24 protein-coding genes and 1 tRNA gene are annotated in these 24611 nt (G+C 39.3%); 14 read left to right on the plus strand and 11 right to left on the minus strand.

All coding sequences use genetic code 11. From position 1 onward, the window contains the following. Nucleotides 1-224: 224 nt before the first annotated feature. Nucleotides 225-1595, minus strand: a complete 1371-nt coding sequence (locus C7S20_RS11850; protein WP_107012662.1) for a short-chain fatty acid transporter — start codon at nucleotides 1593-1595, stop codon at nucleotides 225-227. Nucleotides 1596-1998: 403 nt separating this feature from the next. On the opposite strand from C7S20_RS11850, the gene C7S20_RS11860 reads away from it, so the two are divergent. The 5 genes from C7S20_RS11860 to C7S20_RS11880 all read left to right on the plus strand — a co-directional run bounded on the left by C7S20_RS11860 (nucleotide 1999) and on the right by C7S20_RS11880 (nucleotide 6702). Next, complete coding sequence (locus C7S20_RS11860; RefSeq protein WP_107012664.1) at nucleotides 1999-2553, plus strand: hypothetical protein; 555 nt, start codon at nucleotides 1999-2001, stop codon at nucleotides 2551-2553. 143 nt (nucleotides 2554-2696) lie between these two features. Continuing rightward, nucleotides 2697-3458 (plus strand): LytR/AlgR family response regulator transcription factor, encoded by a 762-nt coding sequence (locus C7S20_RS11865; protein ID WP_107012665.1) that lies wholly within the window; start codon nucleotides 2697-2699, stop codon nucleotides 3456-3458. Continuing rightward, nucleotides 3458-4564, plus strand: a complete 1107-nt coding sequence (locus C7S20_RS11870; RefSeq protein WP_107012666.1) for a sensor histidine kinase — start codon at nucleotides 3458-3460, stop codon at nucleotides 4562-4564. The genes C7S20_RS11865 and C7S20_RS11870 overlap by 1 nt, the downstream gene beginning before the upstream one ends. A 116-nt stretch (nucleotides 4565-4680) precedes the next feature. Continuing rightward, complete coding sequence (gene trhA, locus C7S20_RS11875; RefSeq protein ID WP_107012667.1) at nucleotides 4681-5337, plus strand: PAQR family membrane homeostasis protein TrhA; 657 nt, start codon at nucleotides 4681-4683, stop codon at nucleotides 5335-5337. Nucleotides 5338-5403: 66 nt separating this feature from the next. Next, complete coding sequence (locus C7S20_RS11880; RefSeq protein WP_107012668.1) at nucleotides 5404-6702, plus strand: cation:proton antiporter; 1299 nt, start codon at nucleotides 5404-5406, stop codon at nucleotides 6700-6702. Here the strand turns inward: C7S20_RS11880 and C7S20_RS11885 are convergent. Beyond that, nucleotides 6699-7241: a 2'-5' RNA ligase family protein gene (locus tag C7S20_RS11885; protein WP_107012669.1), complete on the minus strand. Its 543-nt coding sequence runs from the start codon at nucleotides 7239-7241 to the stop codon at nucleotides 6699-6701. The genes C7S20_RS11880 and C7S20_RS11885 overlap by 4 nt on opposite strands. Before the next feature lie 71 nt (nucleotides 7242-7312). Then, nucleotides 7313-8206 carry a CHAD domain-containing protein gene (locus tag C7S20_RS11890; protein ID WP_107012670.1) on the minus strand — a complete coding sequence of 298 codons (894 nt, stop codon included), beginning with the start codon at nucleotides 8204-8206 and terminating at the stop codon, nucleotides 7313-7315. A gap of 173 nt (nucleotides 8207-8379) precedes the next feature. Here C7S20_RS11890 and C7S20_RS11895 point away from each other — a divergent pair, with 173 nt between their 5' ends. Continuing rightward, complete coding sequence (locus tag C7S20_RS11895; protein ID WP_107012671.1) at nucleotides 8380-9459, plus strand: hypothetical protein; 1080 nt, start codon at nucleotides 8380-8382, stop codon at nucleotides 9457-9459. Nucleotides 9460-9520: 61 nt separating this feature from the next. On the opposite strand, the gene lysA is transcribed toward C7S20_RS11895, so the two are convergent. Both lysA and C7S20_RS11905 read right to left on the minus strand, forming a co-directional pair. Beyond that, complete coding sequence (gene lysA / locus C7S20_RS11900) at nucleotides 9521-10723, minus strand: diaminopimelate decarboxylase (protein WP_107012672.1); 1203 nt, start codon at nucleotides 10721-10723, stop codon at nucleotides 9521-9523. A 99-nt stretch (nucleotides 10724-10822) separates the two neighbouring features. Further along, nucleotides 10823-12004, minus strand: coding sequence for an MFS transporter (locus C7S20_RS11905; protein WP_107012673.1), 1182 nt, complete (start codon nucleotides 12002-12004; stop codon nucleotides 10823-10825). A gap of 219 nt (nucleotides 12005-12223) precedes the next feature. On the opposite strand from C7S20_RS11905, the gene sucC reads away from it, so the two are divergent. Further along, nucleotides 12224-13417: an ADP-forming succinate--CoA ligase subunit beta gene (gene sucC, locus C7S20_RS11910; RefSeq protein ID WP_107012674.1), complete on the plus strand. Its 1194-nt coding sequence runs from the start codon at nucleotides 12224-12226 to the stop codon at nucleotides 13415-13417. A 145-nt stretch (nucleotides 13418-13562) separates the two neighbouring features. Then, nucleotides 13563-13883, plus strand: coding sequence for a hypothetical protein (locus tag C7S20_RS11915; protein WP_107012675.1), 321 nt, complete (start codon nucleotides 13563-13565; stop codon nucleotides 13881-13883). Between the two features lie 68 nt (nucleotides 13884-13951). On the opposite strand, the gene C7S20_RS11920 is transcribed toward C7S20_RS11915, so the two are convergent. Next, the gene (locus C7S20_RS11920) at nucleotides 13952-14779 is read right to left on the minus strand and encodes an MBL fold metallo-hydrolase (protein WP_107012676.1); all 828 of its coding nucleotides are present in this window, start codon (nucleotides 14777-14779) and stop codon (nucleotides 13952-13954) included. Between the two features lie 63 nt (nucleotides 14780-14842). Beyond that, a complete protein-coding gene (locus tag C7S20_RS11925; protein WP_107012677.1) occupies nucleotides 14843-15301 on the minus strand; it encodes a GNAT family N-acetyltransferase in 459 nt (152 codons plus the stop codon). Between the two features lie 105 nt (nucleotides 15302-15406). Between C7S20_RS11925 and treF the strand changes: the two genes are divergently transcribed. Further along, a complete protein-coding gene (gene treF, locus C7S20_RS11930; protein WP_107012678.1) occupies nucleotides 15407-17029 on the plus strand; it encodes an alpha,alpha-trehalase TreF in 1623 nt (540 codons plus the stop codon). 9 nt (nucleotides 17030-17038) lie between these two features. Continuing rightward, complete coding sequence (locus C7S20_RS11935) at nucleotides 17039-17401, plus strand: DUF1622 domain-containing protein (RefSeq protein WP_107012679.1); 363 nt, start codon at nucleotides 17039-17041, stop codon at nucleotides 17399-17401. A gap of 2 nt (nucleotides 17402-17403) precedes the next feature. Here the strand turns inward: C7S20_RS11935 and C7S20_RS11940 are convergent, their stop codons facing one another. The 3 genes from C7S20_RS11940 to C7S20_RS11950 all read right to left on the minus strand — a co-directional run bounded on the left by C7S20_RS11940 (nucleotide 17404) and on the right by C7S20_RS11950 (nucleotide 20801). After that, complete coding sequence (locus C7S20_RS11940) at nucleotides 17404-18399, minus strand: formimidoylglutamase (RefSeq protein WP_107012680.1); 996 nt, start codon at nucleotides 18397-18399, stop codon at nucleotides 17404-17406. Nucleotide 18400: 1 nt separating this feature from the next. Continuing rightward, nucleotides 18401-19636, minus strand: a complete 1236-nt coding sequence (gene hutI, locus C7S20_RS11945; RefSeq protein WP_107012681.1) for an imidazolonepropionase — start codon at nucleotides 19634-19636, stop codon at nucleotides 18401-18403. A 118-nt stretch (nucleotides 19637-19754) separates the two neighbouring features. Further along, nucleotides 19755-20801, minus strand: a complete 1047-nt coding sequence (locus C7S20_RS11950; protein ID WP_107012682.1) for an NAD(P)-dependent alcohol dehydrogenase — start codon at nucleotides 20799-20801, stop codon at nucleotides 19755-19757. 178 nt (nucleotides 20802-20979) lie between these two features. Between C7S20_RS11950 and C7S20_RS11955 the strand changes: the two genes are divergently transcribed. The 4 genes from C7S20_RS11955 to mazG all read left to right on the plus strand — a co-directional run bounded on the left by C7S20_RS11955 (nucleotide 20980) and on the right by mazG (nucleotide 23986). Continuing rightward, the gene (locus tag C7S20_RS11955; protein WP_107012683.1) at nucleotides 20980-22122 is read left to right on the plus strand and encodes a trans-sulfuration enzyme family protein; all 1143 of its coding nucleotides are present in this window, start codon (nucleotides 20980-20982) and stop codon (nucleotides 22120-22122) included. Nucleotides 22123-22133: 11 nt separating this feature from the next. Next, entirely contained in the window at nucleotides 22134-22850 is a 717-nt protein-coding gene (gene bshB1 / locus C7S20_RS11960) for a bacillithiol biosynthesis deacetylase BshB1 (RefSeq protein ID WP_107012684.1), read from the plus strand. A 59-nt stretch (nucleotides 22851-22909) separates the two neighbouring features. After that, nucleotides 22910-22983, plus strand: a tRNA-His gene (locus tag C7S20_RS11965). A gap of 229 nt (nucleotides 22984-23212) precedes the next feature. Next, nucleotides 23213-23986: a nucleoside triphosphate pyrophosphohydrolase gene (gene mazG / locus C7S20_RS11970; RefSeq protein WP_107012685.1), complete on the plus strand. Its 774-nt coding sequence runs from the start codon at nucleotides 23213-23215 to the stop codon at nucleotides 23984-23986. Here the strand turns inward: mazG and C7S20_RS11975 are convergent. Further along, complete coding sequence (locus C7S20_RS11975; RefSeq protein WP_107012686.1) at nucleotides 23983-24609, minus strand: class I SAM-dependent methyltransferase; 627 nt, start codon at nucleotides 24607-24609, stop codon at nucleotides 23983-23985. The genes mazG and C7S20_RS11975 overlap by 4 nt on opposite strands. Nucleotides 24610-24611: the final 2 nt, after the last annotated feature.

Raw genomic sequence — 24611 nt, forward strand, 5'->3', positions numbered from 1 at the left:
AATAGAATATATTAGCAGTTCCCTACCCTCTAATATTTATTTATAACATTTCAGCTTAATGAGTGAAACAGCTTTCTATTCGATTGCGATTATATGCATCATAGTCGTAGGGGCAATCTGGGTATATTTACTTAAAGATAATGCCAGACAGGAAAAACTAATTGCACGGCATCGTAGAGATATAGCCGAGGTGAAAAAAGCAAACGCCAAAAATTAATTTTTTTTCACATCAATAGTAAACCTGCAATATAAACCAGGCTTCCCACCAACATTAATATTAAAGTGTAGGGAAGGATCTCTCTTGCTTTTAAACGGGTAATAGCAAGAAGGGGCAATGCCCAGAAAGGCTGAAGCATATTGGTGATCTGGTCGCCATAGGCAAAAGCCATTACTACTTTATTTAATGGAACCCTAAGTTTTACTGCACTTTCCAAAACGATTGGACCCTGAATGGACCATTGTCCGCCACCGCTGGGAACAAAGATATTTACTATGGCGGCACTAAAAAATGTAAAAATTGGCAGGCTTTTTTGTGTGGCTATCACCAGGAAAAAATTGGCAATATCTCCCACCATGCCCGTTTCCCTCATAATTCCCATAATTCCAAAATAAAGCGGAAACTGAATAAGAATTCCTGCGGCTCCCGGTATGGCTTCTTCCAGTGCTGCAAGGAAATCGGCAAAAGACCGGTGTAGTAATATGCAAAGGGAAAGCATAAAGAAGTTTAGCATGTTTGGTGTTAGCAATCCCGCAACCAATTCCTGATAGTAACTTGCAAAAAAGGCGATCAGTAAAATTGCCCCAAAAATTAAATGAAACCATTTTGAATGATCCAGTTTTTCAGCGCCTGATATAATAATTTCAGAATTTTTCTTTCTTGCGGGAGGAAGATCAATTTGGGTTGCGGAAGTTTTTTTCGCCACCAAAACCAGTACAAAAGGAATGAGAATTAAAAGGATGCCAAATAAAATCAAATTCCAGCTTGCAAAAATAGTGGCATTGGTTGAAATGAATTCCGGTAGCTTTTCGATGATCGCCTGATTCTTATCGGCACTGAACAGGCTTGCCATATGTCCGCTTTCTGCCACTTTCAGTGGAGCACTTCCGCTTATCCCGGCATGCCAGACCATGAGTCCCACATAACCCGCGGCGCCAAGAAGAGGATAATTTATTCTGAAGTTTTCCCGTTTTGCCTTTTCACCAATCTTACGGACCATAATTGCTCCGAAAATGAGTCCGAGGCCCCAATTAAAAAATGCTACGAGCATGGTGGAGACGGCCACAGTAATTACCGCGGTTATATGGCTATTCACAAAACCCAGGAGCTTATCGATCAAAAGAGAAACCGGTTTGCTTAGCACCAGTACATGCCCGAGTACCAGGATCAGCATCATCTGAACGGCAAAAACCAGCAGGGAAGGATCCCACATTCCAAATTGCCAGTATTTAAGAATATCTATACCGTAAGAGAAACTTTGATCACCGGTAAATAGAAACGCCATGATCATGGTAAAAAGCGTAAGGATTACTGCCAGTGTAAATGGTGCCGGGATAAATTTTCTGAAAGTCTTTTCGATAAACCGGGAAGCTTTCATATTGAATCTACAGGTTGGAAAGAATGTTTAAAAGTAAGTGCATTAATCAGAGAATTAAAGCCATTGACCAGGTTGTTGAATTAGATACAAAAACTACAGATAAAAACATTACTGAGAATTGCCAAATTAACAATTCAATATACCAAAAAATTGGGCAAACTGCGGTCAATCCCTTCATTATTGATTCCAGTGACCGAAAATACCTGATAAAATACCACTTTTCGGATTTTTTGAATGTATGGGGAAGCTTTTAAAGCTTAAACCATAGTTTCCGATTATATACATCATTCACAGGCAGATAAGATCATTTTAGCACTAGCAGGCTGTCTTTCCTTCTAAATTAGTGCAACTAATCATCAGTTAAAAAAGAACAGTTATTCATTAATCTTAAAATTCATCAGTCATGAAATCAGTCATCTTTTCACTATTGCTGCTAGTGGCGGCAACTTTTACCCAGGCGCAGGAAATCACTCAGCTGGATGAGGCAGAAGTAGGTTTCGCTTCTCTTAACACTAAAATAACCCGTGTGGGAAATACCTTTTCGTATAAAGTAAAGGAAACCTACACCGGTGAATTCATCCAGGACCCTATTGCTTTTATGAAAGCCAATTTTGATATTCAGAATTTTATAGAAGAGAATGAAGGAGAAGATTACGACACTTATTTGGTAAGTTTTTCCTGCTCAAAAGGTTCTCTTCATGCCAATTTTAATAAGGAAGGAGATTTAGTAAATACTTCTCAGAAATTTATAAATATTCTATTGCCGCATGAAATAAGACAAGAGGTTTACAGGAATAACATTGGCTGGACCGTTACGAAGAATAAATATGTAGCTTCAGGAAATGGAGATCGTCTGGAAAAAGAAAAATATCGTATCAAACTTGAAAAAGACGGTCAAAAAAAGATCGTAAAATTAGATCCGATGGAAATTAGAAAAACAAATGTGGCAAGTAATTAGAAATCTATTTTATTTGAATTGGCCGGGCTATCAAAAATGCATTTTTTTGATAGCCTTTTATGATCTTACTTATTAGTTATAAGAGTTAGGTTTATCCACCCTACCGTAAATAATTATAAATTGCATTAGTTAAGCACAGCATTATGAAAGCACTGGTCATTGACGATGAGGAACTCGCCCGAAAAAGAGTATTGAATCTTCTCGAAGATATCAGCCAAATTGAGGTTATAGGAGAATGTTCAAACGGTAAAACAGCCATTAAAGACATCAATGATCTGAAACCTGATCTCATTTTTCTGGATATCAGCATGAAGGACATGAATGGATTTGAGGTGCTTAAAAATGTGGAGATCTCGCCCAAACCAATTGTTATTTTTGTTACTGCTTATGATAATTATGCCCTGAAGGCTTTTGATGTGGAAGCTTTTGACTTCCTGCTGAAGCCTTTTAAAGATCAGAGATTCTTCAAAACCATCGATAAGGTTTTAAAAACTACCAAAGCCGAGGCTAATTCAACTTTTGAAAAACGAATGATGGAATTTTTCCATGAATATTCCAGGGGCGGCACTATTTTGAATTCGGTTGCAAAAATACCCGTAAAACAGGGAAATAAAACGGCACTGGTAGATCCCTCAGAAATTCTTTATATACAGGCATCCGGCTATTACGCTGAAATTTTTACCGGTTCGAAAAAATATGTACTTAGGGAATCACTCAATAATTTGGATGAAAATCTTGATAGTCGCTTTGTCAGGGTTCACCGCTCCACGATCTTAAACATGAATTTTGTAAAGGAAATCCTGCATTCCGATTATTCTGAAATTGATGCCCGAATGGCTGACGGAAAGTTATTGAGGATCAGTAAATCCCATAAAAAAGATTTCCTGGAGAAAATAGGTATCTAATGGCCAAAAATAATTTAAAACAGTATGTCGATGGAAAACTGGTGCTTATTCTTGCCGGTTTTTATCTTCTGTTCGACATTGTACTTATCTGTAAAGTGGCGTATTTACGTGCTTTTATGGAAAATCCCGCGGAAAGGTTCACCTGGCATGAATTCCTTATTCATAATATTCTTTTTGATTACGTGGTGGTAATTACTTATATGACGCTCATTGCCATTAGCACGAAACGTTTCCTTCACAAGAATTACTCCTGGATAAAGATCATCTCGATCCACACCGTTTTTTCTCTTTTAATCGGACTGGTGATTCGGCTGATAGGTGATTTTTATTCCATTCTTATTGGCCGTATAACTCTGGCTGATTATGATTTTTCTGAAAGCGTCTTTGCCTTCATGTATGTCATTGATCTGAACTTTCTGATTTATTTTGCCATGGTTTTCATCATTTACACCTATTATTATCTGAAGCAGGTCAAAGAAGCCGAAAAGCGCCATGCAAAACTTGAAAATCAGCTTGTGAATACACGAATGAAAATGTTGTCGTCGCAACTACAACCTCATTTTTTGTTTAATACCCTGAATTCCATAGCGGTTCTTACCGATATTGATGCGGCGAAGGCTAAAGACACCATTGCCGACCTAAGTGATTTTTTAAGGGAAATTCTCTATAACAGTGATAGCAATAGGATCACTCTGGAAGAAGAATTGCGAATTCTGGAGTATTATTTAAATATTGTGAACATCCGTTTTTCCGATCATCTTCATATTTCCAAAGATATCGATACTTCACTTCTGTTTAAGAAGGTGCCGGCTCTAATCCTTCAGCCACTCATTGAGAATTCTATTAAACACGGCTATTCTTATGATCATACCGATTTAAAAATTAAGATCTCCATTTTTCAAAAAGACGATTTACTGGAAATAAGGGTCGAAAATAATGGAAAATTACTGGAGCTGGATCATGAAGATTTATTGAAAAAAGGAGTTGGTTTAAAGAATTTAAACGACCGATTGAAAAACCTGTATAATTCTAAGTACTACCTGGAAATGAAAAATAAAGATGATGGATCTGGTGTGGAAACAGTCATAAGAATTCCTGAAATTTAAGAACTCCCTCACAATTTTTTATAAATATTACCTAAAAGTATAGCCAGTTTACGTAAAAGCTTGTGTAAACTCCAATTTTCGGCTAAATTAAAGAAATAATAAATTGATTAATTAGAATGCCGAAAATTACCAAACCCACTTTTTATCCACCGGTTGAAGAGAAATGGAATGTGATTTCCCATGGCATCGGATTTGCCCTGAGCATCCTTGCCCTGATCCTTCTTATATTCAGAGCCAGTGAGCTGGGCGGAATAAAATACCTCGTTGGTTTCAGCATATTTGGGGCAAGTATGGTTTTGCTGTATGCTGCTTCCACTTTTTATCACAGTGCGAAAAGTAACAGGCTTCGATACAGGCTGAATATACTGGATCATGCTTCTATTTATATTTTAATAGCAGGAACCTATACTCCTTTTGCCCTTATTACGCTTAGCGGAAGAACCGGATGGACATTTTTAATAATCGTATGGCTTATGGCTTTGACGGGCATAATTTTGAAGATGTTTTATACGGGACGTTATCAGTTATTATCTACTGTTATGTATGTGGTAATGGGCTGGCTAATTGTTTTCGCCATTAAACCACTCATTGATAACCTGCCCGGCGCCGGGCTCTGGTGGTTGTTTGGAGGCGGGATAAGTTATACCCTTGGTGCAATTATTTTTCTGAAGGAAAAGATTCCCTTCAATCATGCTATCTTTCATATTTTCGTCTTATTGGGAACTTTTTGTCATTTTATTTCAATTTATTTTTATACGATCCCAGTTACCTGAAAAGCATGTTGAATCCCTTATCGCTGAAACCATTTCAGAAAACCTTTCCAAAAAATTAAAGAAGGCATGGATTATTTCCTTATTACCTCTGTTCTTGTGAGCCTTGCTGCCATTTTTGGCTTTATTAATGTGAAATTTCTCAAACTGCCCAATAGTATCGGACTCATGCTGATAACAATAATTTTCAGTTTGGGGGTCCAGGGGTTAAGTTTTTATGATTCCACATTATTGAACGCCGAAAAAGGAATTATTAATAGCATTGATTTTCATACGGTGCTTTTGGATGTCATGTTGAGCTTTATGCTTTTTGCGGGGGCGCTACATACCAATTTTGAACAGCTCAAGTTGCAACGGTGGCCAATCCTGGTCTTCGCAACCCTTGGAGTATTGGTTTCAACATTTCTGGTAGGAACAGCAATGTACTATTTGTTGCAAATGATTTCTTTTAAAGTAGAATATATTAACTGCCTTTTATTTGGCTCTCTTATTGCACCAACCGATCCTATTGCTGTTCTCGGAATTCTTAAAAAAGCCGGGGCTCCAAAACGACTGGAAGCAAAGATCGTGGGAGAATCACTTTTCAATGATGGAGTGGGAGTAGTGGTATTTTTAACCATTTTTAAAATAGCTTCTTCTGCAAAAGATACCGTAAAAATAGAGCACGTTCTTAAACTTTTTGGTACTGAAGTTTTAGGCGGAATAGCTATAGGCTTGCTTTTGGGATATATTACCTACCGCCTAATGAAGTCTATTGACGATTATACCAGCGAAGTGATTATAACTTTGGCGACTGTCATGGGTGGCACGGCGATCGCGCATCATTTTCATTTTTCAGCGCCTTTAGCCATGGTTTCTGCAGGATTATTTGTGGGAAATGACACCGTAAGGTCTTCCACCATGAGTGAAACCACTGAAGCTTACGTTGATAAATTCTGGGAATTGATGGATATTTTACTTAATACTATTCTGTTTGTGTTAATTGGTATGGAGATGCTGGTGCTAACTTTCAAAGAGCATTATCTTCTTGCTGGATTCATTGCCATCCCCGTTGTTTTATTATGCCGCTATATATCACTACTGGCCCCTATACAATTTTTTAAAAGGAAACTGGATTTCGTCCCACACACAAATTTAGTGATGACCTGGGGAGGCCTTCGGGGAGGGATTTCCATTGCCCTGGCACTTAGTCTTACCAGCGATATGCATAGAGAATTGTTTCTTGTGATCACCTATATTATAGTGATCTTTTCTATACTCGCGCAGGGTCTTAGTATTGGAAAACTCATAAAAAAGATCGGAATAAACGAAGAGGAGCGAAAAGAAGAACGAAAGGAAGAGCAAAAAGAAGAAATGGAAAATGCCTAAAATCCGAATTCTTTTAGGATCTTCCATTTTTTACCGTCGTGCTTAAATAAAACAAGTTGGTTGACTTCAAATTCAGCATAAAAATCTTTCTCTTTAAAATCTGCCCAAACCTGGGGAAAGACCTTATGATGAAGATCCTTTGTGGCAATGGTAATATGAGGATGGATCTTCGTGGAAATCTCATTCCCCTGAAGATCAAAATTCGAAAGCAGTTTTTTCTGAAGTTCGCTATGAAGGTTTTTAAAGCCTGTGGTATTGGTGGCGGGAATAAAGATGACACGCCTAGAAAAATGATCGAAATCTTTTAAAGCGGTTTGAAATGCTTGAAGCGATTCAACAAGATTTTGCAAGATCACGATTAAAAGATCCTCCTTTTTTTCTTCAATTCTAAACGGGATTTGGAGGGTGATATGTGCCGGAAGTTTTAATGCGTGTTTTACATCAAATTTCTGCTTTATTTCCTCTTTGAATTTTCTAATTTTTTTACCGATCTCCTTCGGCGGAACCACTGCAATAAAATAAAGCTTTTTGACCTCCATTTTTTTAAGCGATCATTTTACAAACCAAAAATTTTGGAAACAAAATGAAAATTCTTTTTTTTAATAAAAGCTTATTTCCAACCATTTTCAGCATAATTCTTTATTCGGTTTTTAAAGGTTTTTGGCTCTTCAGCATAAATCAGTTTTCCAATCTCGTGTGCTTTTTTCCGCAGATTTTCACTGGATTTTTTAATAATGGCAAGTAGCAGTTCTTTTTGTTTGTCGGGAATTTCCAGAGAGCCATTTTCGATCTTTTCCTTTAAAACCACAAGATCGTGATCGTCACCGAGAAAATTTGCAAGGCTATGTACCTCATCTTCCCAGGCGTCGAAAAGATTTGGCCATGCGTCTTCCAGGAGGCGTAACTGGTACCACAAATATTTCACTCGCTTCCGCCATTCATGATACACTGCGGCAGTAGGTTCTTCTTCAGCTTTCAACATTGCCTTGCGCCCACGTTTATAGACCCTTTTAATGCTGGGAAGGATTATTTGAATATCATCTTTTTCCACCGGCCAGGTTACCTTTTTTTTGGATGCCAGCCTTAACTGCCGGGGGATATATTCTGAAAAGAATTTTTTTTCTTTTAATTCCTCTTCCAGTTTATCTCGTAGAGCTTGGATTTCTTTGGTAAGCGAATTAAAAAAATTCGCATATAGGTGATCGCCGTAACTTTGTCTCAGGGCTTGGATGGTCTCCAGGTGAGCGGTAAGATCTCTTAATTCAGAAAGTTCTCTTCCAAAATCCCGGTAGAAAATATTTATGTTCTTATAATTTTCTTCTCCCATTTCATCTCGCACAAGTCTCGCGAGGGCACGGATCTTCTTAAAGCGCTTTCGAATATTATGCACGGCTTCATGAATGTTCATTTCATCAATAGACTTTAGGGAAGCATTGACTTCATCTTCGGCTACCGTTACGATATTTTTCTTGAGTGAAAGGCCTGGCTGTAATTTGTAGTTCATTCTAAAAATTTATTTTAAGATACCTAATTAGAATAATCGTAAGGGTTATAGATTTATTAAAATTTTCACAGAACACGGCTTAAAAAATTGAAATACAGATATTTAAAAATAATTTTATTATATTTATAATAAATCAGAATTACTTCCCTACAGGTTTTCACAATATTTTTATCATGAGAAGACATATTTTAATTGGGGTATTCGTATGTTTTATTTTAACTAATTGCTCAAAAGACAATAAGGAGTTACCTGGCTCTGGTCAAGAGGAGTCAAACTTAGTTCTTTCTACAAAAGAACTATTTCAAACCAGTTTCTTGCCCACTTTTACAAATTATTTCGGAAGAGACATAGGTACTCATACCTATAGGGGTGCATCTTTAGCCGTGGATTGGAAACATGAATATGATGAAAAGGGAAGGTTAGCCAAATCTGTAATGTATGAAAAATATCCTTCCAGGGTTTTAAAAGAAATATCATTTTCAGATTATTCTGCAGATGACCTAAGTATGAAAGTTAAGATTAAAATCTTCACATATTTTCTTTCTTTTCCCTTGGTAGATGAGAAGTTTTATGCTTTAGAGTTAAATGATGATTTTTCTTTAAAAAAATTGACAGATGAAGATGGAAGTTACCGGACTTTTGATGAACTCAATTCTCAAAATTTTGTTACGAAATTAGGTTATGTGGTACCTGACGGAGTAAAATTATGGACCACTAATTATGCGTACGATGAAAAAGGAAATGTTACTAAATACACGAGTGATTATCATCAATATTATATGACAAATGCTTCAGTGGATTATACCTATACTGATTTTGGTGATCCCAAAAGTTACTATTTTCAGAATGAGGAGGGTCTATTTAGTAAAGTGGAATATTTTTACAGAGAAGATAATACTTTGGAAAAACTAGAAGAAGAATTTAAGGATGGAGAGGAAAGTTTTGGGACTAAAATTTATACTTATGACTTAAATGAAAAATATTTAACTAGAATAACAAATTTTGGTGATGGTTCTAAAAATGTAATTAATTACAATGAAAATGAAATAATAATCGAAGATTTTGAAGCGAATGGCCTATTATCAAAAGTAGATATTTATAAAAATCAGGAGGAAAATTACTTTTTGAGGATGCATAAAGAATACCTTAATGGAAGTATTCATCTAATTCAGTATTTTACTTCCAATGGTGATCTAGATTACACAGAATATTATGATGAAAATGGAAATTTAGCTGAAACCGTTTACGAATAAAGAAATATTCTATAAAGATAAAAGCAGCATTTAAAAATGCTGCTTTTTTATTGGACGGAGTTTAAAACTCCAAAATATGCTGATGCCTCGTAAGATCTTCAAAAGTTTCACGCTCTCTTATAAGGTGGGCTTTTCCCTTGTACCATAAAACTTCAGGCGGGCGATATCTTGAATTAAAATTGCTGGCCATAGAGTAGCAATAGGCACCGGCATTGCTGAAACATAGAAGATCTCCTTCGCGAATTTCAGAAATCTGCCGATTGTTTCCGAAAGTATCGGTTTCGCAGATGTATCCTACCACACTGTAATAACGTGTTTTCGCATCAGGGTTGGAGATGTTCTCTATGTCGTGATGCGCTCCATAGAACATAGGGCGAATAAGATGGTTAAAACCGGTGTCAATTCCGGCAAAAACTGTTGAGGTGGTTTGCTTGATAACATTCACTTTTGCCAGGAATTTACCCGCCTCACTTACCAAATATTTTCCCGGTTCAAATACCAGCGCGACTTCCTTGCCATAAGATTTGCAGAAAACCTCGAATTTTTTGGTAAGCTGTTTTCCCAAATCCTCAATATCTGTTTCAATATCACCTTCGCGATAAGGTACTTTAAAACCACTTCCGAAATCGATAAATTCCAGGTCTTTGAATTGTTGGGCGGTTTCAAAAAGAATTTCAGAAGCATACAGAAAAACACCAATATCAAGAATGTCGCTTCCTGTGTGCATATGGATGCCGTTGATCCGCATACCTGTATTTTCAACTATTCTGAGCAAATGTGGCATCTGGTGAATGCTAATTCCAAATTTTGAATCGATATGGCCAACAGATATTTTAGAATTACCTCCCGCCATCACATGCGGATTAATTCGGATACATACCGGAACTTTTGGATGCCTGCTCCCAAATTGTTCAAGAATAGACAAATTATCAATATTGATCTGGGCTCCCAGGTGCATCACCTCTTCGATCTCTTCAAGGGAAACTCCGTTGGGTGTATAAATGATCTTTGACGGATCTACGCCTGCTTCCAGTCCTAATTTCACTTCCTGCACCGAAACGGTATCTAATCCGCAGCCCAGTGAATTTAAGAGTTTCAGAATAGAAATATTCGAAAGCGCCTTTACCGCATAATGAATTCTTAGTTCGTTTACTTTAAAAGCGCTGGTAAGTCTGTTATACTGACTAATGATTTTTTCAGCGTCGTAAACATATACCGGACTCCCAAATTCTTCTGCAACGGAAAGCAGCTCCTTATTTGTCATTTTATTCAGATTTTGCGGCAAAAATACATGAGTTATGCAATGTCAGGCAAGGCATATCTCAAATATAACCGATTTATTTTTTTTGTAATATCTGAAAATTTAAGAACTGCTGCTAATTTCCATATTTTCAGAAGTTTTCTTTTTCCGAAGATAAATAATGCCAAAACCAATAAGAATTCCTATTGCAGCCATAGCCGCCCCCACATATTGGGCGGAAACGATCCCATACCCGAAGGCGATGGGCAGTCCGGCCAGGTAAGCCCCGCTGGCATTCCCCATATTAAAGGCACTTTGGTTTAGCGAAGATCCCAGCATTTCTGACCCTTTGGCGGTATTGATCACCGCCATTTGTATGGGAGTTGCGACACATAAAGCGATTACCGGTAACAAAAATGTCATTACAAGCACACCAATTTTGTCGTAAGCCAAAAAGGTATTCGAAAGAAGGCCGATTACCATCAGGCTCAAAGCGATCAGAACCGCGTTTAAAGGCTTGAAAATTTCGGCGAGTTTGGCTCCCAGAAGATTTCCGACAACCATTCCAAGTCCGGCCAGGATCATCGCATAGCTAACGATACTTTCAGGGTGACCGGCAACATCGGTGATCAAAGGCGCGATATAACTGTACCAGGCAAAAAATCCGCCGGTGCCAATAGTGGTGAGCAGGATCATCATCCATAGTTCAGGTCGTTTAAGAGCTTTTACATCAGCACGAAACCCGTTTCCGGTAGCTTTTGGCAATTCAGGCATCCAGAGTTTTATACTTGTAACAGCGAATACTCCAACCACTCCCACGGCCATAAAAGAAACACTCCAGTCAAAATTCTGTCCCAGCCAGGTGCCCAGGGGAACTCCTAAAACATTTGCGACGGTAAGTCCGGTGAACATCATGGCTATCGCCTGCGCATCTTTACCCGGTTTTGCCAGTTTTCCGGCAACTACGGCACCAATTCCGAAGAAAGCTCCATGGGGAAGGCCTGAGAGAAATCTTGAAATGAGCAGCAGGTAATACGAATTGGCAAAAGCCGAAAGTGAATTAAAAACGGTGAACCACAGCATTAATCCCAGCAAAACCTTATGAGCCTCCCATTTACTTGCCACAGCAGTCAAAATTGGGGCGCCAACGACCACACCAAGAGCATAAGCCGAAATAAAATGCCCCGCGGTGGGAATACTTATATTAAAAGCGCTTGCAACCTCCGGTAAAATCCCCATGATCACAAACTCTGTCATTCCTATTCCAAATCCTCCTATTGCCAGGGCTAAAATTGCCTTTTTCATATTCTTCTGTTAAGTGCTAAATTTACAAGAGATTAGGTTTTAATTGCAGTAATTCTTCGGTTTTCTACGATAACCTTTTCGTTGCCATCGCCTTCCTATAAAAGAAAAAACCCAGCTAAATAAGCCTTTTTCAGCGTTAAGATGCTCAAAAATATTAGTACAGTCGTATTGTATTTGTTACTTTTGCTCTTCGTAAATAATACAGTAGAATACCTGATTATGAATATACACGAATATCAAGGAAAAGAAATTTTAAGCAGTTTCGGCGTACGCGTTCAGCGCGGTACCGTAGCTCGTAATGCAAAGGAAGCTGTAGAGGCTGCCAAAGAACTAACCGAGAAAACCGGAACCGGCTGGCATGTGATCAAAGCACAGGTGCATGCGGGAGGCCGTGGTAAAGGCGGAGGTGTAAAACTTGCCAAAAATTTAAAGGAGGTTGAAGAGATCGCCGGTAATATTATCGGGATGAATCTTGTAACTCCGCAAACTTCTGCTGAAGGTAAAAAGGTTCATCAGGTATTGGTTGCCGAGGATGTTTATTATCCCGGTGACAGCGAGCCTGAAGAATATTATATGTCAGTACTGCTCAACCGTGCGACCGGCCGAAATATGGTGATGTATTCTACCGAAGGAGGGATGGATATCGAAACTGTTGCCGAGGAGACTCCAGATTTGATATTTACTGAAGAAATTGATCCGGCTACAGGATTGCTTCCTTTCCAGGCGCGTCGTATCGCTTTTAATCTTGGATTAAGCGGCACTGCCTTTAAAGAAATGACAAAATTCGTGATGGCCCTTTACACCGCTTTTGAAAAATCTGATTCTTCACTTTTCGAGATCAACCCGGTTTTGAAGACCAGCGATGATAAGATCCTGGCTGTTGATGCTAAAGTAACTTTAGATGATAACGCGCTTTTCCGCCATAAAGATTATGCCGAGATGCGTGATATTCGTGAAGAAAACCCTACCGAAGTAGAAGCAAAAGAAGTAGGCCTTAATTATGTAGATCTTGACGGAAATGTTGGATGTATGGTTAACGGTGCCGGACTTGCAATGGCGACCATGGACCTTATCAAAATGGCTGGCGGGGAACCTGCTAACTTCCTTGACGTTGGTGGTACTGCCGATGCTAAAAGGGTCGAAGAGGCTTTCCGATTGATTTTAAAAGACGATAATGTTGAAGCTATTCTTGTGAATATCTTTGGAGGTATTGTTCGTTGCGACCGTGTAGCCCAGGGAATTGTAGATGCCTATAAGAACATGGGTGACGCGATTAATGTGCCGATTATTGTAAGACTTCAGGGAACCAATGCCGAGCAGGCCAAAGAATTGATAGATAGTAGCGGACTTAAAGTCTACAGTGCTGTAGAATTTAAAGAAGCTGCCGATAAAGTACAGGAAGTACTTTCATAATAACTTTCTCAAACAATAGAAAAACGGGAGCCGCAGCGATGCGGCTCTCTTTTTTATGCTATTAAATTTTTCTTAAAAAATAAATTTACTGTAACAAACAGATTGGATTAAGGGTCTTTATTATGAACCTTAAAACAATCAAAAAATGAAAAAGTTACAGTTAGTTTTCATCACACTGGCTCTTATCACAACAAGTATTTGTAGTGCCAGCACAAAACCTTCTTCTGATTTTGTTTCGGAAGTAAAAACTTACCTGCAGGATCTTCCCCTGGAAATTAAACATGATGTTTCAATAAAAGTAAGCTTCAGTTTGAATGAGAAAAACGAGATGGTTGTTCATTCGGTTAAAGCACCAAATGTTTTTCTTAGAAAGCTTATTACAAAGCGTCTGGACCATGTAAAGATGAACGCCAGTCTTGATTCTTCTTTTGAGGAATACACACTTCCTGTTAGGATCACTCCCTAAAAGATCATTAAAAATCAAAAAAGCCCGGTTCATCAGCCGGGCTTTTTTTATTGCTTTTAAAATTGTTTCTATTCTTTCGTTTTTTCAGAATCGGTATCAGGATACCAATCCATCAATTCAACTTCTATATTTTTATCGCCTTCATTTACAAGTTCCTTGAATTTCTCAATATTTGCAAAACCATCTTTTCCGCGGTAATGATAAGGAATTACTTTTTTAGGTTTGAAGGCAAGTACTCCTTCCGCAGCCTGTTTAACCGGCATGGTGTAAGGCAGGTTCATTGAAACAAGGGCCACATCAATATTTTCTAAATTTCTCATTTCCGGAGTATCTTCTGTATCTCCTGAAATGTAAAGGCGTTTACCATTTTTTTCAAGTACGTATCCGTTTCCCCTTCCTTTGGGATGAAACGCATCCTTACTTTCAGGAAGGTTGTACATAGGAACTGCCTTTATCTTAAAGTCCATAATTTCTTTGGTATCACCATTATTCATCACTATAAGATTAGTCTGTAGTTCTTCGGGTAATTTTTCTTTTACTGCCTGAGGGACTATTATTTTAGTGTCGCCCAGATTCAAAGCCTTGAGGGTTTCGGCATCCATGTGGTCCGGGTGGATATCGGTAATTAGGACAAAGTCAGGCTTTTTCTGGTCGCTAAAGGCTTCTGCACCCCCAACCGGATCGGTATAGAATACGGTATCTCCCCAGTCAAAAACTCCAGTGGCATGAGAAATAGGAGTGATCTCAATTTCGGTAGAATCCTGCGGCATTTCCTGAACAGAGGCATTTTCGGCTACATCGTTTGCCTGATCTTCCTCTACCATTTTTTCACTTTCATTGTTTTTGCACCCGATAAGCAAAATAATCGTTACAAAAAGGCTTATTATAGATTTCATAATTTTAATTTTACCCCAAAATTATAAAAGGCCTAAGTCTCTGGCTATCTAATTAGTAAAGATTTAAGAAAGGTTCAATCTCAGTTTTATATCGCCGCGGGAATATGGATTATTCTCTCCAATTGGAATTTCTTCAAATCTGTATTTTCGGTAAAGGTGAATGGCGTTTTCCAGTTTTCGATTTGAATAAATAACGAGGCTTTTCCAGCCTTTATCCTGAGCAAACTTCAGTGTATGCTGAAGCAGCTTTTGTCCGATTTTCTTTCCACGGAATCCAGGTTTGACAGCCATTTTCGTTAGTTCAAAGGTGTCTTCTTCCATTTTCATCAATGCAACGCAACCGATTATTTCTTCATTTTCGCGTACAAAAAAGATCATTCCTCCTGGATCAATAATATATTTCTGAGGCTTTCCAAGAACTTCTTCATCATGAGGTTCCACCCAAAAAAACTCTTCCAGCCACTGAAAATTCAGATTTTTGAAATCTTCGACATATTCCGGTTTCCATGAAATTATTTCCATACAAAATGTTTGAAGGGCGCAAAATTAGCAAGATTGGTTTAAAAGCAGAAGAATCAGATTTAAAAATTCATTTATCTTTATGATCATTCTTTAAAATCCAGGTTCATGAAAAACCAAATTTTCTTCAGATTTTATTATTTACTCATTCTTTTTTCAATATTCTCATGTAGAACCGGTCCGGATCCTGAACAGGAACTTGAAATGGTTGACCAGGAAGTTGAAGTGCTTCCGCCTGGTGAGCTTTACGGCGATCTTTTCTATGATGCACAAAACAAACAGATTTTCCCGGATAGTAAGACCTTCGTAGATGTGGTGCCCGAATATAATGTGGGACTCATTCGCCAGCGCTATAGAATGCTTGATGATACCAGCAAAGCTGCGATCTCCGAATTTATTGAGCAGCATTTTACGGTCCCCGGGCATGATGAAAATACCTATAAAACCGATTCATCTTCGATTGGTGAACATATCACTAAACTATGGGAGGTTTTGAAAAGACCGGCCGATGAACAAAAATCGGGTACTCTCATTCCCCTTCCAAATCCTTATATAGTTCCCGGTGGACGTTTTCGTGAAATCTATTATTGGGACAGTTATTTTACCATGTTAGGCCTGCAGCAGGACGGTGAAATAAAAACCATTCAAAATATGGTTGATAATTTTGCTTATCTCATCAATGAGTACGGCTATATTCCTAACGGAAACCGAACTTATTACCTGGGTCGTTCCCAGCCTCCATTTTTCGCCATGATGGTAAAAGTTCTGGCAGAATCAAAAGGCGAGAAAGTGCTGACAAAATATTTACCCGAACTAGAGAAGGAATATAAATTCTGGATGGATGGCCTGGATAGACTCGAAAACGAAAAAGCCTACCGCCGGGTTGTAAAAATGAAAGACGGTGAAATTCTGAATCGCTATTGGGACGATAATGCCACGCCTCGGCCTGAAAGTTATCGCGAAGATATCAATACGGCCGAAGCAGCAGTAAAAAAGAATCCGGAACTAAGCAAAGAAGAGGTTTTTCGAAATCTTCGCGCCGCTGCTGAATCGGGCTGGGATTTTTCAAGTAGGTGGCTCGATAAAAATGAGAAGGGAGAATATGATCTTTCTACCATTCATACCACCAATATTGTCCCCGTAGATCTTAATTCCCTGCTTTACAACTTGGAAACCACCATTTCAAAAGCTGCTTCCCTGGCTGGAGATAAAGAAAAAGCAGATGAATTTTCTAAAAAAGCCGGTGCTCGTAAGGCCGCTATTCAAAAATATTTATGGAATGTGAAGGAAGGTTTTTATATGGATTATAATTTCAAAAAACAGCAGTTAACCGGTATCTATTCCCTTGCAGCTGCTTATCCCTTATTTTTTGAAATTCCCACTAAAGAACAGGCACAAAAGGTAGCCTCGGTGATCAGGGAAAAATTACTGGCTCCCGGTGGGGCGCTAACGACCAATAACAATACCGGGGAGCAGTGGGATGCTCCTAATGGCTGGGCACCTTTGGAATGGATGACCATCAAAGGCCTTGAAAATTATGATCTTCCTTTGGCAAAAGAAATAAAATCCCGTTGGCTGAAGCTTAATGAAGATGTATATAACCGCACCTATAAAATGACCGAAAAATACAATGTTGTTGATCTTTCCAAAGAAAGCGGTGGTGGTGAATATCCCACCCAGGACGGCTTTGGATGGAGCAATGGCGTTTATCAGAAACTTTCAAATGAATAAATTTTGAGAATGGAAGAAGTACAGCTTTACATAGAATATACAGCGAAATTTATAGAAGTAGCCGGAATTGTGACCATTGTAGTGGGAACCTTTTTAGCGCTTTTTAAATATCTTTTTTCCATGCAGAATTCTGAAGGACGATCTTATAGGAAGTTAAGACAGGAATTAGGAAAAGCTATTCTTTTGGGCTTGGAAATACTTGTTGCCGGCGATATTATCGCGACTGTTGTGACAGAACCAACCATGGGAAGAGTTTTGGCTCTGGCAGTTATAGTTTTGATAAGGACTTTCTTAAGTTTATCTATTGAACTGGAAATAGAAGGAAGGTTTCCCTGGCAGCGGCAGCCGGGAGAAAAAAGAATGGAAAAATAATCCTAATTCTGAATAAAATCACTTATAAAATAGGCCAGGGCTTTCCCAACCTGGCCTTCATTTTTATCATCCGGCGCTGCTTCGCAAATATGAAAATATCTGCAGACCCCGGTTTTCTTACTTTTTCTGATAAAATCCCGTACCTGGTTTACGGTAAATCCTACGGGAGACATGGCGCTGCTGGGAAAATCAGCAATGGAGTCACAATCGAGTTCAAGGCCCATATCGCTGCAGTTCATTTCTTTTAAAACTGTCTGAAATTTCCGGTGGGCTTCATCGGGAAACTCCAGTAAATCTTCCATAAATTGAAAACTGATATTTTCTGAAAGCTCCATCTCCTCGAAAATATATTCAGGAGTGTAATTTTTATGCAATCCGAAGATGTGGTATTTACATAAGAACTGTCCTTCTATGGCATAACTAAATCCATTACCGCTATGCCGGTGTTCTAACTGGCGAAGATCGGTGTGGGCATCGATATTCAGCACATCAATAGGTTTTTTAAGGGCTTTGGCCGTGCCTTTGATGTTCCCGTAAGCATTGTTATGGCCGCCGCCAACTATTACCGGAATTTTACCTTTGGAAACTATCTTTTCAATGATTTCGGAAAGCGTTTCATCGATCTCTTTGACAATATCTCCATATTTGGCAAAATAGTTAGGATCCTGGGCATCGATATTCGCCGATTTTTGCATCCATTCTTCACACTTTAATTCTCCAAGAAGGATCATTTTTGAAGGATCGTTATACCGATTGATCTGAATATTTACAAGCGCTTTCAAAGCCGCGTTCCAGGCTTTGGAAGCTCCGGATTTACCAGAGTTGGCGCGTATTCCAATATCTTCGGGAATTCCCAGTAAAACATATTGGGCAGAATGATTTTCCAGCTCATTAAGGTTCTTTATAAAAATGAGCTCTTCACCAAATTTCTTTTCGCCCTTCCTCGTTGAAATCAATTTTTCAATGTCTTTTTTCTGATAAATTTTCAGCCTTTCCATATCAGATCTCTTTTCCGTTTATAAAAACCGATTCAATTGAATTTGTACCAAAAGCATAAGGTAAAAAAGTATAGGAAGGAATTTCTTTTGTAAGGATCAAATTTGCCTGTTTGCCTTTTGTGATACTGCCAACACTCTCGCTGAGGTTCATCGCATAAGCACCGTTAATGGTCGCAGCGTTGATCGCCTCTTCAGGCGTCATGTTCATTTTAATACAGGCGAGGGAAACCACCAGGTTCATATTTCCGCTGGGCGTGCTGCCGGGATTGAAATCGGTTGCCAGAGCAAGGGGAAGGCCGGCATCTATGACCCTTCTGGCAGGAGTATAAGGAATACTAAGGAAAAGAGAGCAGGAGGGAAGGGCTACGGGCATGGTTTCAGAATTTTTCAAAATCTCAATATCCTCCTCATTCATTACTTCAAGATGATCGACGCTCAATGCGTTGTTTTCCACACCTGCTTTTACGCCGCCAATCGCATTGAACTGGTTGACGTGGATCTTGGGCCGTAAACCAAATTTCGAGGCTGCTTTTAAGAGTTTTTGAGTGTCTTCCACGCTGAAATATCCTTTTTCACAGAAAATATCAATATACTCGGCTGTTCCATCTTCAGCTACTTCCGGAAGTATTTTTTCAATAACGAGTTTAAGATAAGCTTCGGGATCTTTTTTATATTCTGAAGGAATCGCATGCGCTCCCAGAAAAGTTGCCTTTACCGGAAGCTCATAATTCTGCTTTAATTTTTTGATTACCCGAAGCATTTTCAATTCGGCTTCTTTTGTGAGGCCATAGCCCGATTTTATCTCAATGGCCCCGGTACCCAGTTTCATAACTTCTTCCAGCCTTGCCGCCGATTGCTTATAAAGATCTTCTTCTGAAGTTTCCTGAAGGGTTTTGGCACTGTTGAGAATTCCACCGCCACGACTGGCAATTTCTTCATAAGTGAGGCCGTTTATCCTGTCGGCAAATTCCTGCTCACGATTTCCGGCGTACACAATATGAGTGTGGGAATCGCACCAGGTTGGCAACAGCATTTTTCCGGTAGCATCAATTTCTTTATCTACCAGCATTTCCGGAATGTCTTTCATAGCACCAAAATCGGCTATTTTATCATCTTCTATAAGGAGCCATGCATTTTTTATCGTAGGCAAAAACTTCATTTCTTCTCCCGAAACTTTCCTGACCGGCTTCTCCCTTACCTGTAGTAATTCTTTGATGTTGGTGATCAATAATTTCATTAAAAATTGATTTTTTTGAAAGGTGAGCTAAAGATAAAAAAGTCTTTGGAGATGAAAGATGGCTTTGAATTGAACCGGCTTCCTATTTAAGAAAAAGAAGCCGGTTTCCCATAAAGATCTAATTTTTCAAAGACTCCATATCTATGACGAATCGATATTTCACATCTGAATTTATCACTCTCTCATAAGCTTCATTAATATTCTGAATATCGATCATTTCAATATCTGAAACGATATTATGCTTTCCGCAGAAATCGAGCATTTCTTGTGTTTCTTTTATCCCACCAATTAAGGAACCGGCAATTCTTTTTCTGCCCATCACCAGGCCGCCACCGTGAACGCCAAGAGAGTCTATAGCTCCTACCAGTACCATGGTCGCGTCTCGTTTTAGCAGATTGATATATGGATTGGTATCATGACCAACGGGGACGGTATTCAATAAAAAATCGAAGCTTCCGGCATGTTTTTTCATTTCCTCCTCATTTTTTGAGATCAGTACCTCATCGGCACCCAGTTCCTTCGCATCTTCAGCTTTTGAAGGCGAAGTGGTGATCATTACCACATGGGCGCCCAATGCATGAGCAAATTTAACTCCCATGTGGCCAAGGCCTCCAAGGCCGATAACCCCAACTTTATCTCCTTTTTTTACATTCCACTGTCGAAGCGGCGACCAGGTAGTAATCCCGGCACATAGAAGGGGAGCGACTGCTTTGGTGTCCAGGTTTTCCGGAATTCGAAGCACGAATTTTTGATCTACTACGATCATTTCAGAATAACCGCCGTAGGTATGTCCGCCCATATGCTTGTCCTCACCGTTATAGGTGCCAACAAATCCATTTTCACAGTATTGTTCCAGATCATCTTTGCAAGAGGCACATTCCTGGCAGGAATCTACCATGCAACCTACTCCCACAAGATCCCCTTCTTTAAAATCGGAAACATTTTTACCTACTTCGGATACTCTTCCTATAATTTCATGGCCCGGAACCACAGGATATTTGGAATTTCCCCAATCGTTTCTTACGGTATGAATATCACTGTGGCACACGCCGCAATAAAGGATGTCAATTTTCACGTCATCGGCAAGAACTTCCCGCCGGTCCAGATTAAAAGGTTTAAGATCTGAATCTTTTGTTTTGGCCGCATAGGCATTGATGTTCTTCATAGCAAATTTTTTAATGTTGCCTAAAGTTACTTAATTAAAGACTTTTTCCTGAAATGAGCCCCGAGCTTTAACTATAATTTACCAGCTGTAAACCTTTAGATATTCAGCCATCCAAAATAGAAGTGTTTAAAGTATTCTTAGTAAATTAGACCTCTATTTTTTGAACCAAATATTACTTATGAAGAAACCCAGAGGGATCAACACCATATGCACTCATATTGGTGAACTCAAAGACAATGAATTTAAAGGTGCTGTTTCACCCTTATACATGTCTACTTCCTATGCCTTTGAAGAGGTCGAAACCAAACGATATCCAAGATATTTTAATACTCCCAACCAGGTTGCCCTGGCAAAAAAGATGGCCGCGCTCGAGCATGGTGAAGCCTCATTGATCTTCGGAAGTGGTATGGCCGCTGTGAGTACCAGTTTAATGGCTTTTTTGAAGATGGGCGATCATGTGGTTTTTCAGGATGCGCTGTATGGAGGAACCAGTAATCTGGTGACCGAGGAATTTAAAAAATTTGGTATTGAATATACTTTCGCCAAAGATGCCAGTGTTGAATCCCTTGAAAAGGAGATTAAAAAGAATACTAAGCTTATTTATATTGAAACTCCTTCCAATCCGCTGTTGATGATCACCGATATGGAAGCCGTGGCAAAACTTGCGAAAAAGCACGGACTTGTAAGTATGATCGACAATACTTTTGCTTCCCCTGTGAATCAAAATCCTATTGATTTTGGTATCGATATAATAATTCATTCGGCTACAAAATATATGGGTGGGCATAGTGACATTCTTGCTGGAACGGTTATTTCTTCTGAAGAAAATATCGATCGGATCTTTCAAATGGCGAAGAACTTAGGCGGAAGCCTTAGCGATTATACCGTTTGGCTTTTGGAAAGAAGTCTTAAAACGATGGGTATTCGCGTGAAAGCTCAGAATGAAAACGCGATGAAACTGGCAGAATTTTTAAGTTCAAGACCTGAAGTGGCGAAAGTTTTCTATCCCGGATTGAAAGATCATCCCGGTCATGAAATTGCTAAAAAGCAAATGCACGGATTTGGGGGCATGCTCTCCTTTGAACTGAAAGAAAATTTTAATGCTTCAGAATTCCTTAAGAAGCTAAAACTCATAAAGCCTTCCATGAGCCTTGCCGGTGTGGAAAGTACCATTCTTTTGCCGGCGCAGACCTCACATGGACTTTTAACTCCCGAGCAGCGGGAAAAGCAGGGAATAAATGATAATCTTATGCGATTTTCAGTAGGTATTGAGGAATTTGAAGACCTGGCAGAAGATCTTACCCAGGCAATGGAAAATTAAAAAATTAGAAAATGAAATTAGATATACTCGCAGTAGGTTCACATCCCGATGATGTTGAGCTGAGCTGTGCAGGAACCCTGGCAAAAGAAATAGATAGAGGCAAAAAAGTAGGAATTTTAGATCTTACCCGTGGAGAATTGGGAACACGGGGAACGGCTGAAATTCGGGAAAAAGAAGCAAAAGCAGCCGCCGAAATCCTTGGTGTGGTATTGCGCCACAACCTGGAATTCAGTGATGGTTTTTTTGAGAATAATACTGCCCATCAACTGGAGATCATTAAAATTCTTAGAAAATATAAACCGGAGATCGTTATCTGCAATGCGGTGGAAGACCGTCATATCGACCATGGAAAGGGCGCAAAACTGGTAAGTGATGCCTGCTTTTTGAGTGGCCTCAGGAAGATAGAAACCATTATGGATGGTAAAAAACAGGAGGCCTGGCGGCCAAAAAATGTGCTGCATTATATTCAATGGAAAAATCTTAAACCTGATGTGGTGATCGATATTTCAGGGTATATTGATAAAAAGCTTGACGCGGTAAGAGCTTACGAATCGCAATTCTTCAAAAAGGATAGCGATGAGCCTGAAACTCCTATTTCCAGCAGTAACTTCCTGGAAAGCATTAACTACCGTGCCCGTGACCTGGGAAGGCTTATCAATACAGATCATGCTGAAGGTTTTACGCTTGAAAGGCATGTCGCCGTAGATTCGGTTTTTGACCTTATTTAAAAAATTTTTTCTTTGCGAAATTGTTCAAATAACTTACATTTGCAACCGCTAATCAAATGGTGGTTGTAGCTCAGCTGGTTAGAGCGCCGGATTGTGGTTCCGGAGGTCGTGGGTTCGAAACCCATCATCCACCCAACAAGCTCCTTGAGAAATCGGGAGCTTTTTTTGTACCTTAAATCTACGTAGGGAGTGGAAAGGATGGGTGAGAAGCCCCTGCCTGCCGGTAGGCAGGTGTCCCGAGCTAGTCGAGGGGAAACCCATCATCCATCCAAGAAGCTCCTTGAGAAATCGGGAGTTTTTTTGTTGGCTGTATCGAGGTATTCAGGATTCTAAATTCTATTTTTACCAAAATTCTAATCTCTATGAATTCCAGAAAAGAACAGCTGAAGGCTTTTGATCGCTTATTGACGATAATGGACGAACTTCGGGAGCAATGTCCGTGGGACCGCAAACAAACTATGGAATCTCTTCGCCACCTGACCATTGAAGAAACCTATGAGCTTGGAGACGCTATCCTCGACAAGGATATGGAAGAAATTAAAAAAGAGCTTGGCGATGTGTTACTTCACCTCGTTTTCTATGCAAAAATAGGAAGTGAAACCAATCATTTTGATATAGCCGATGTGGCAAATAGCATTTGTGATAAGCTTATTGACCGGCATCCTCATATTTACGGTGATGTGGAAGTTGAAAATGAAGAAGATGTCAAAAAAAACTGGGAAAATCTGAAATTAAAAGAGGGTAAAAAAAGCGTTCTGGAAGGCGTGCCCCGGTCGCTGCCGGCAGTGGTAAAAGCGAACAGAATTCAGGATAAAGTAGCCGGGGTAGGATTTGATTGGGAAGAACCGCAGCAGGTCTTTGAAAAATTAAAAGAAGAACTTGCGGAACTGCAGCATGAGATCAACAGCGACAATCGGGATGAAATTGAAGCTGAATTTGGCGATGTTTTGTTCTCAATGGTCAATTACGCCAGGTTTCTGAAAGTTAATCCCGAGAATGCTCTTGAGCGGACCAATAAAAAATTTATTAAACGTTTTCAGTACCTCGAGAAGAAAGCCAGGGAAAATAAAAAGCATTTGAAGGATATGAGCCTTGCTGAAATGGATGTTTTCTGGAATGAAGCTAAAAAACTTTAATTTTCGAAAACAATTAAATTCGGTAAAATTTCGAGTTTCCGAAACCGGAATTTCTCTTTGATCCAGTGCAGACTTTCGGAGTGGTAAAAAATCACGTGAGTGGGATCGTTCTTATAATACCAGGTCTCAAAATCGATGTTTTCGTTCCATAATGAGGTCTTGCAGTAAATTTTCCCCTGATCTTTCAGAAGCGATTTCAGTAAAGCAAATTCGGAGGCTGGTTTATGAAAATGTTCCATCACCTCTGAACAGAAAATAAAATCATATTTGCTTTTCAATACCTGTGGATCAGGCATAAAATAGGGATCGTAAAGGCTTATCTCAAATCCCTGTTTCTTTAATTCGGTTGTGGCAACTGGACCGGTTCCACAGCCAAAATCAAGACCTCGGGAAGTGTTCGGGAAATCCTGGATTATTCTTTCTACCAGAGGTTGTACAAAACGGATATAGCCTTCATCTTCCACATCGTTTTCATGCAGTTTATAACGGGCTTTCTCAGTTTCGGGAGAGAGGTAATTTTTGAAGTGTAGAAGAATGGCTTTGCAGTTTGTACATTGCAGAAATTCCCGTTTCTGAAAAATTTCAAATTTACGGGTACCGGCATTGCATAAACTGCAAAGCATAT

Origin of the sequence: Christiangramia fulva, from assembly GCF_003024155.1 — a bacterium.
GTDB lineage: Bacteria > Bacteroidota > Bacteroidia > Flavobacteriales > Flavobacteriaceae > Christiangramia > Christiangramia fulva.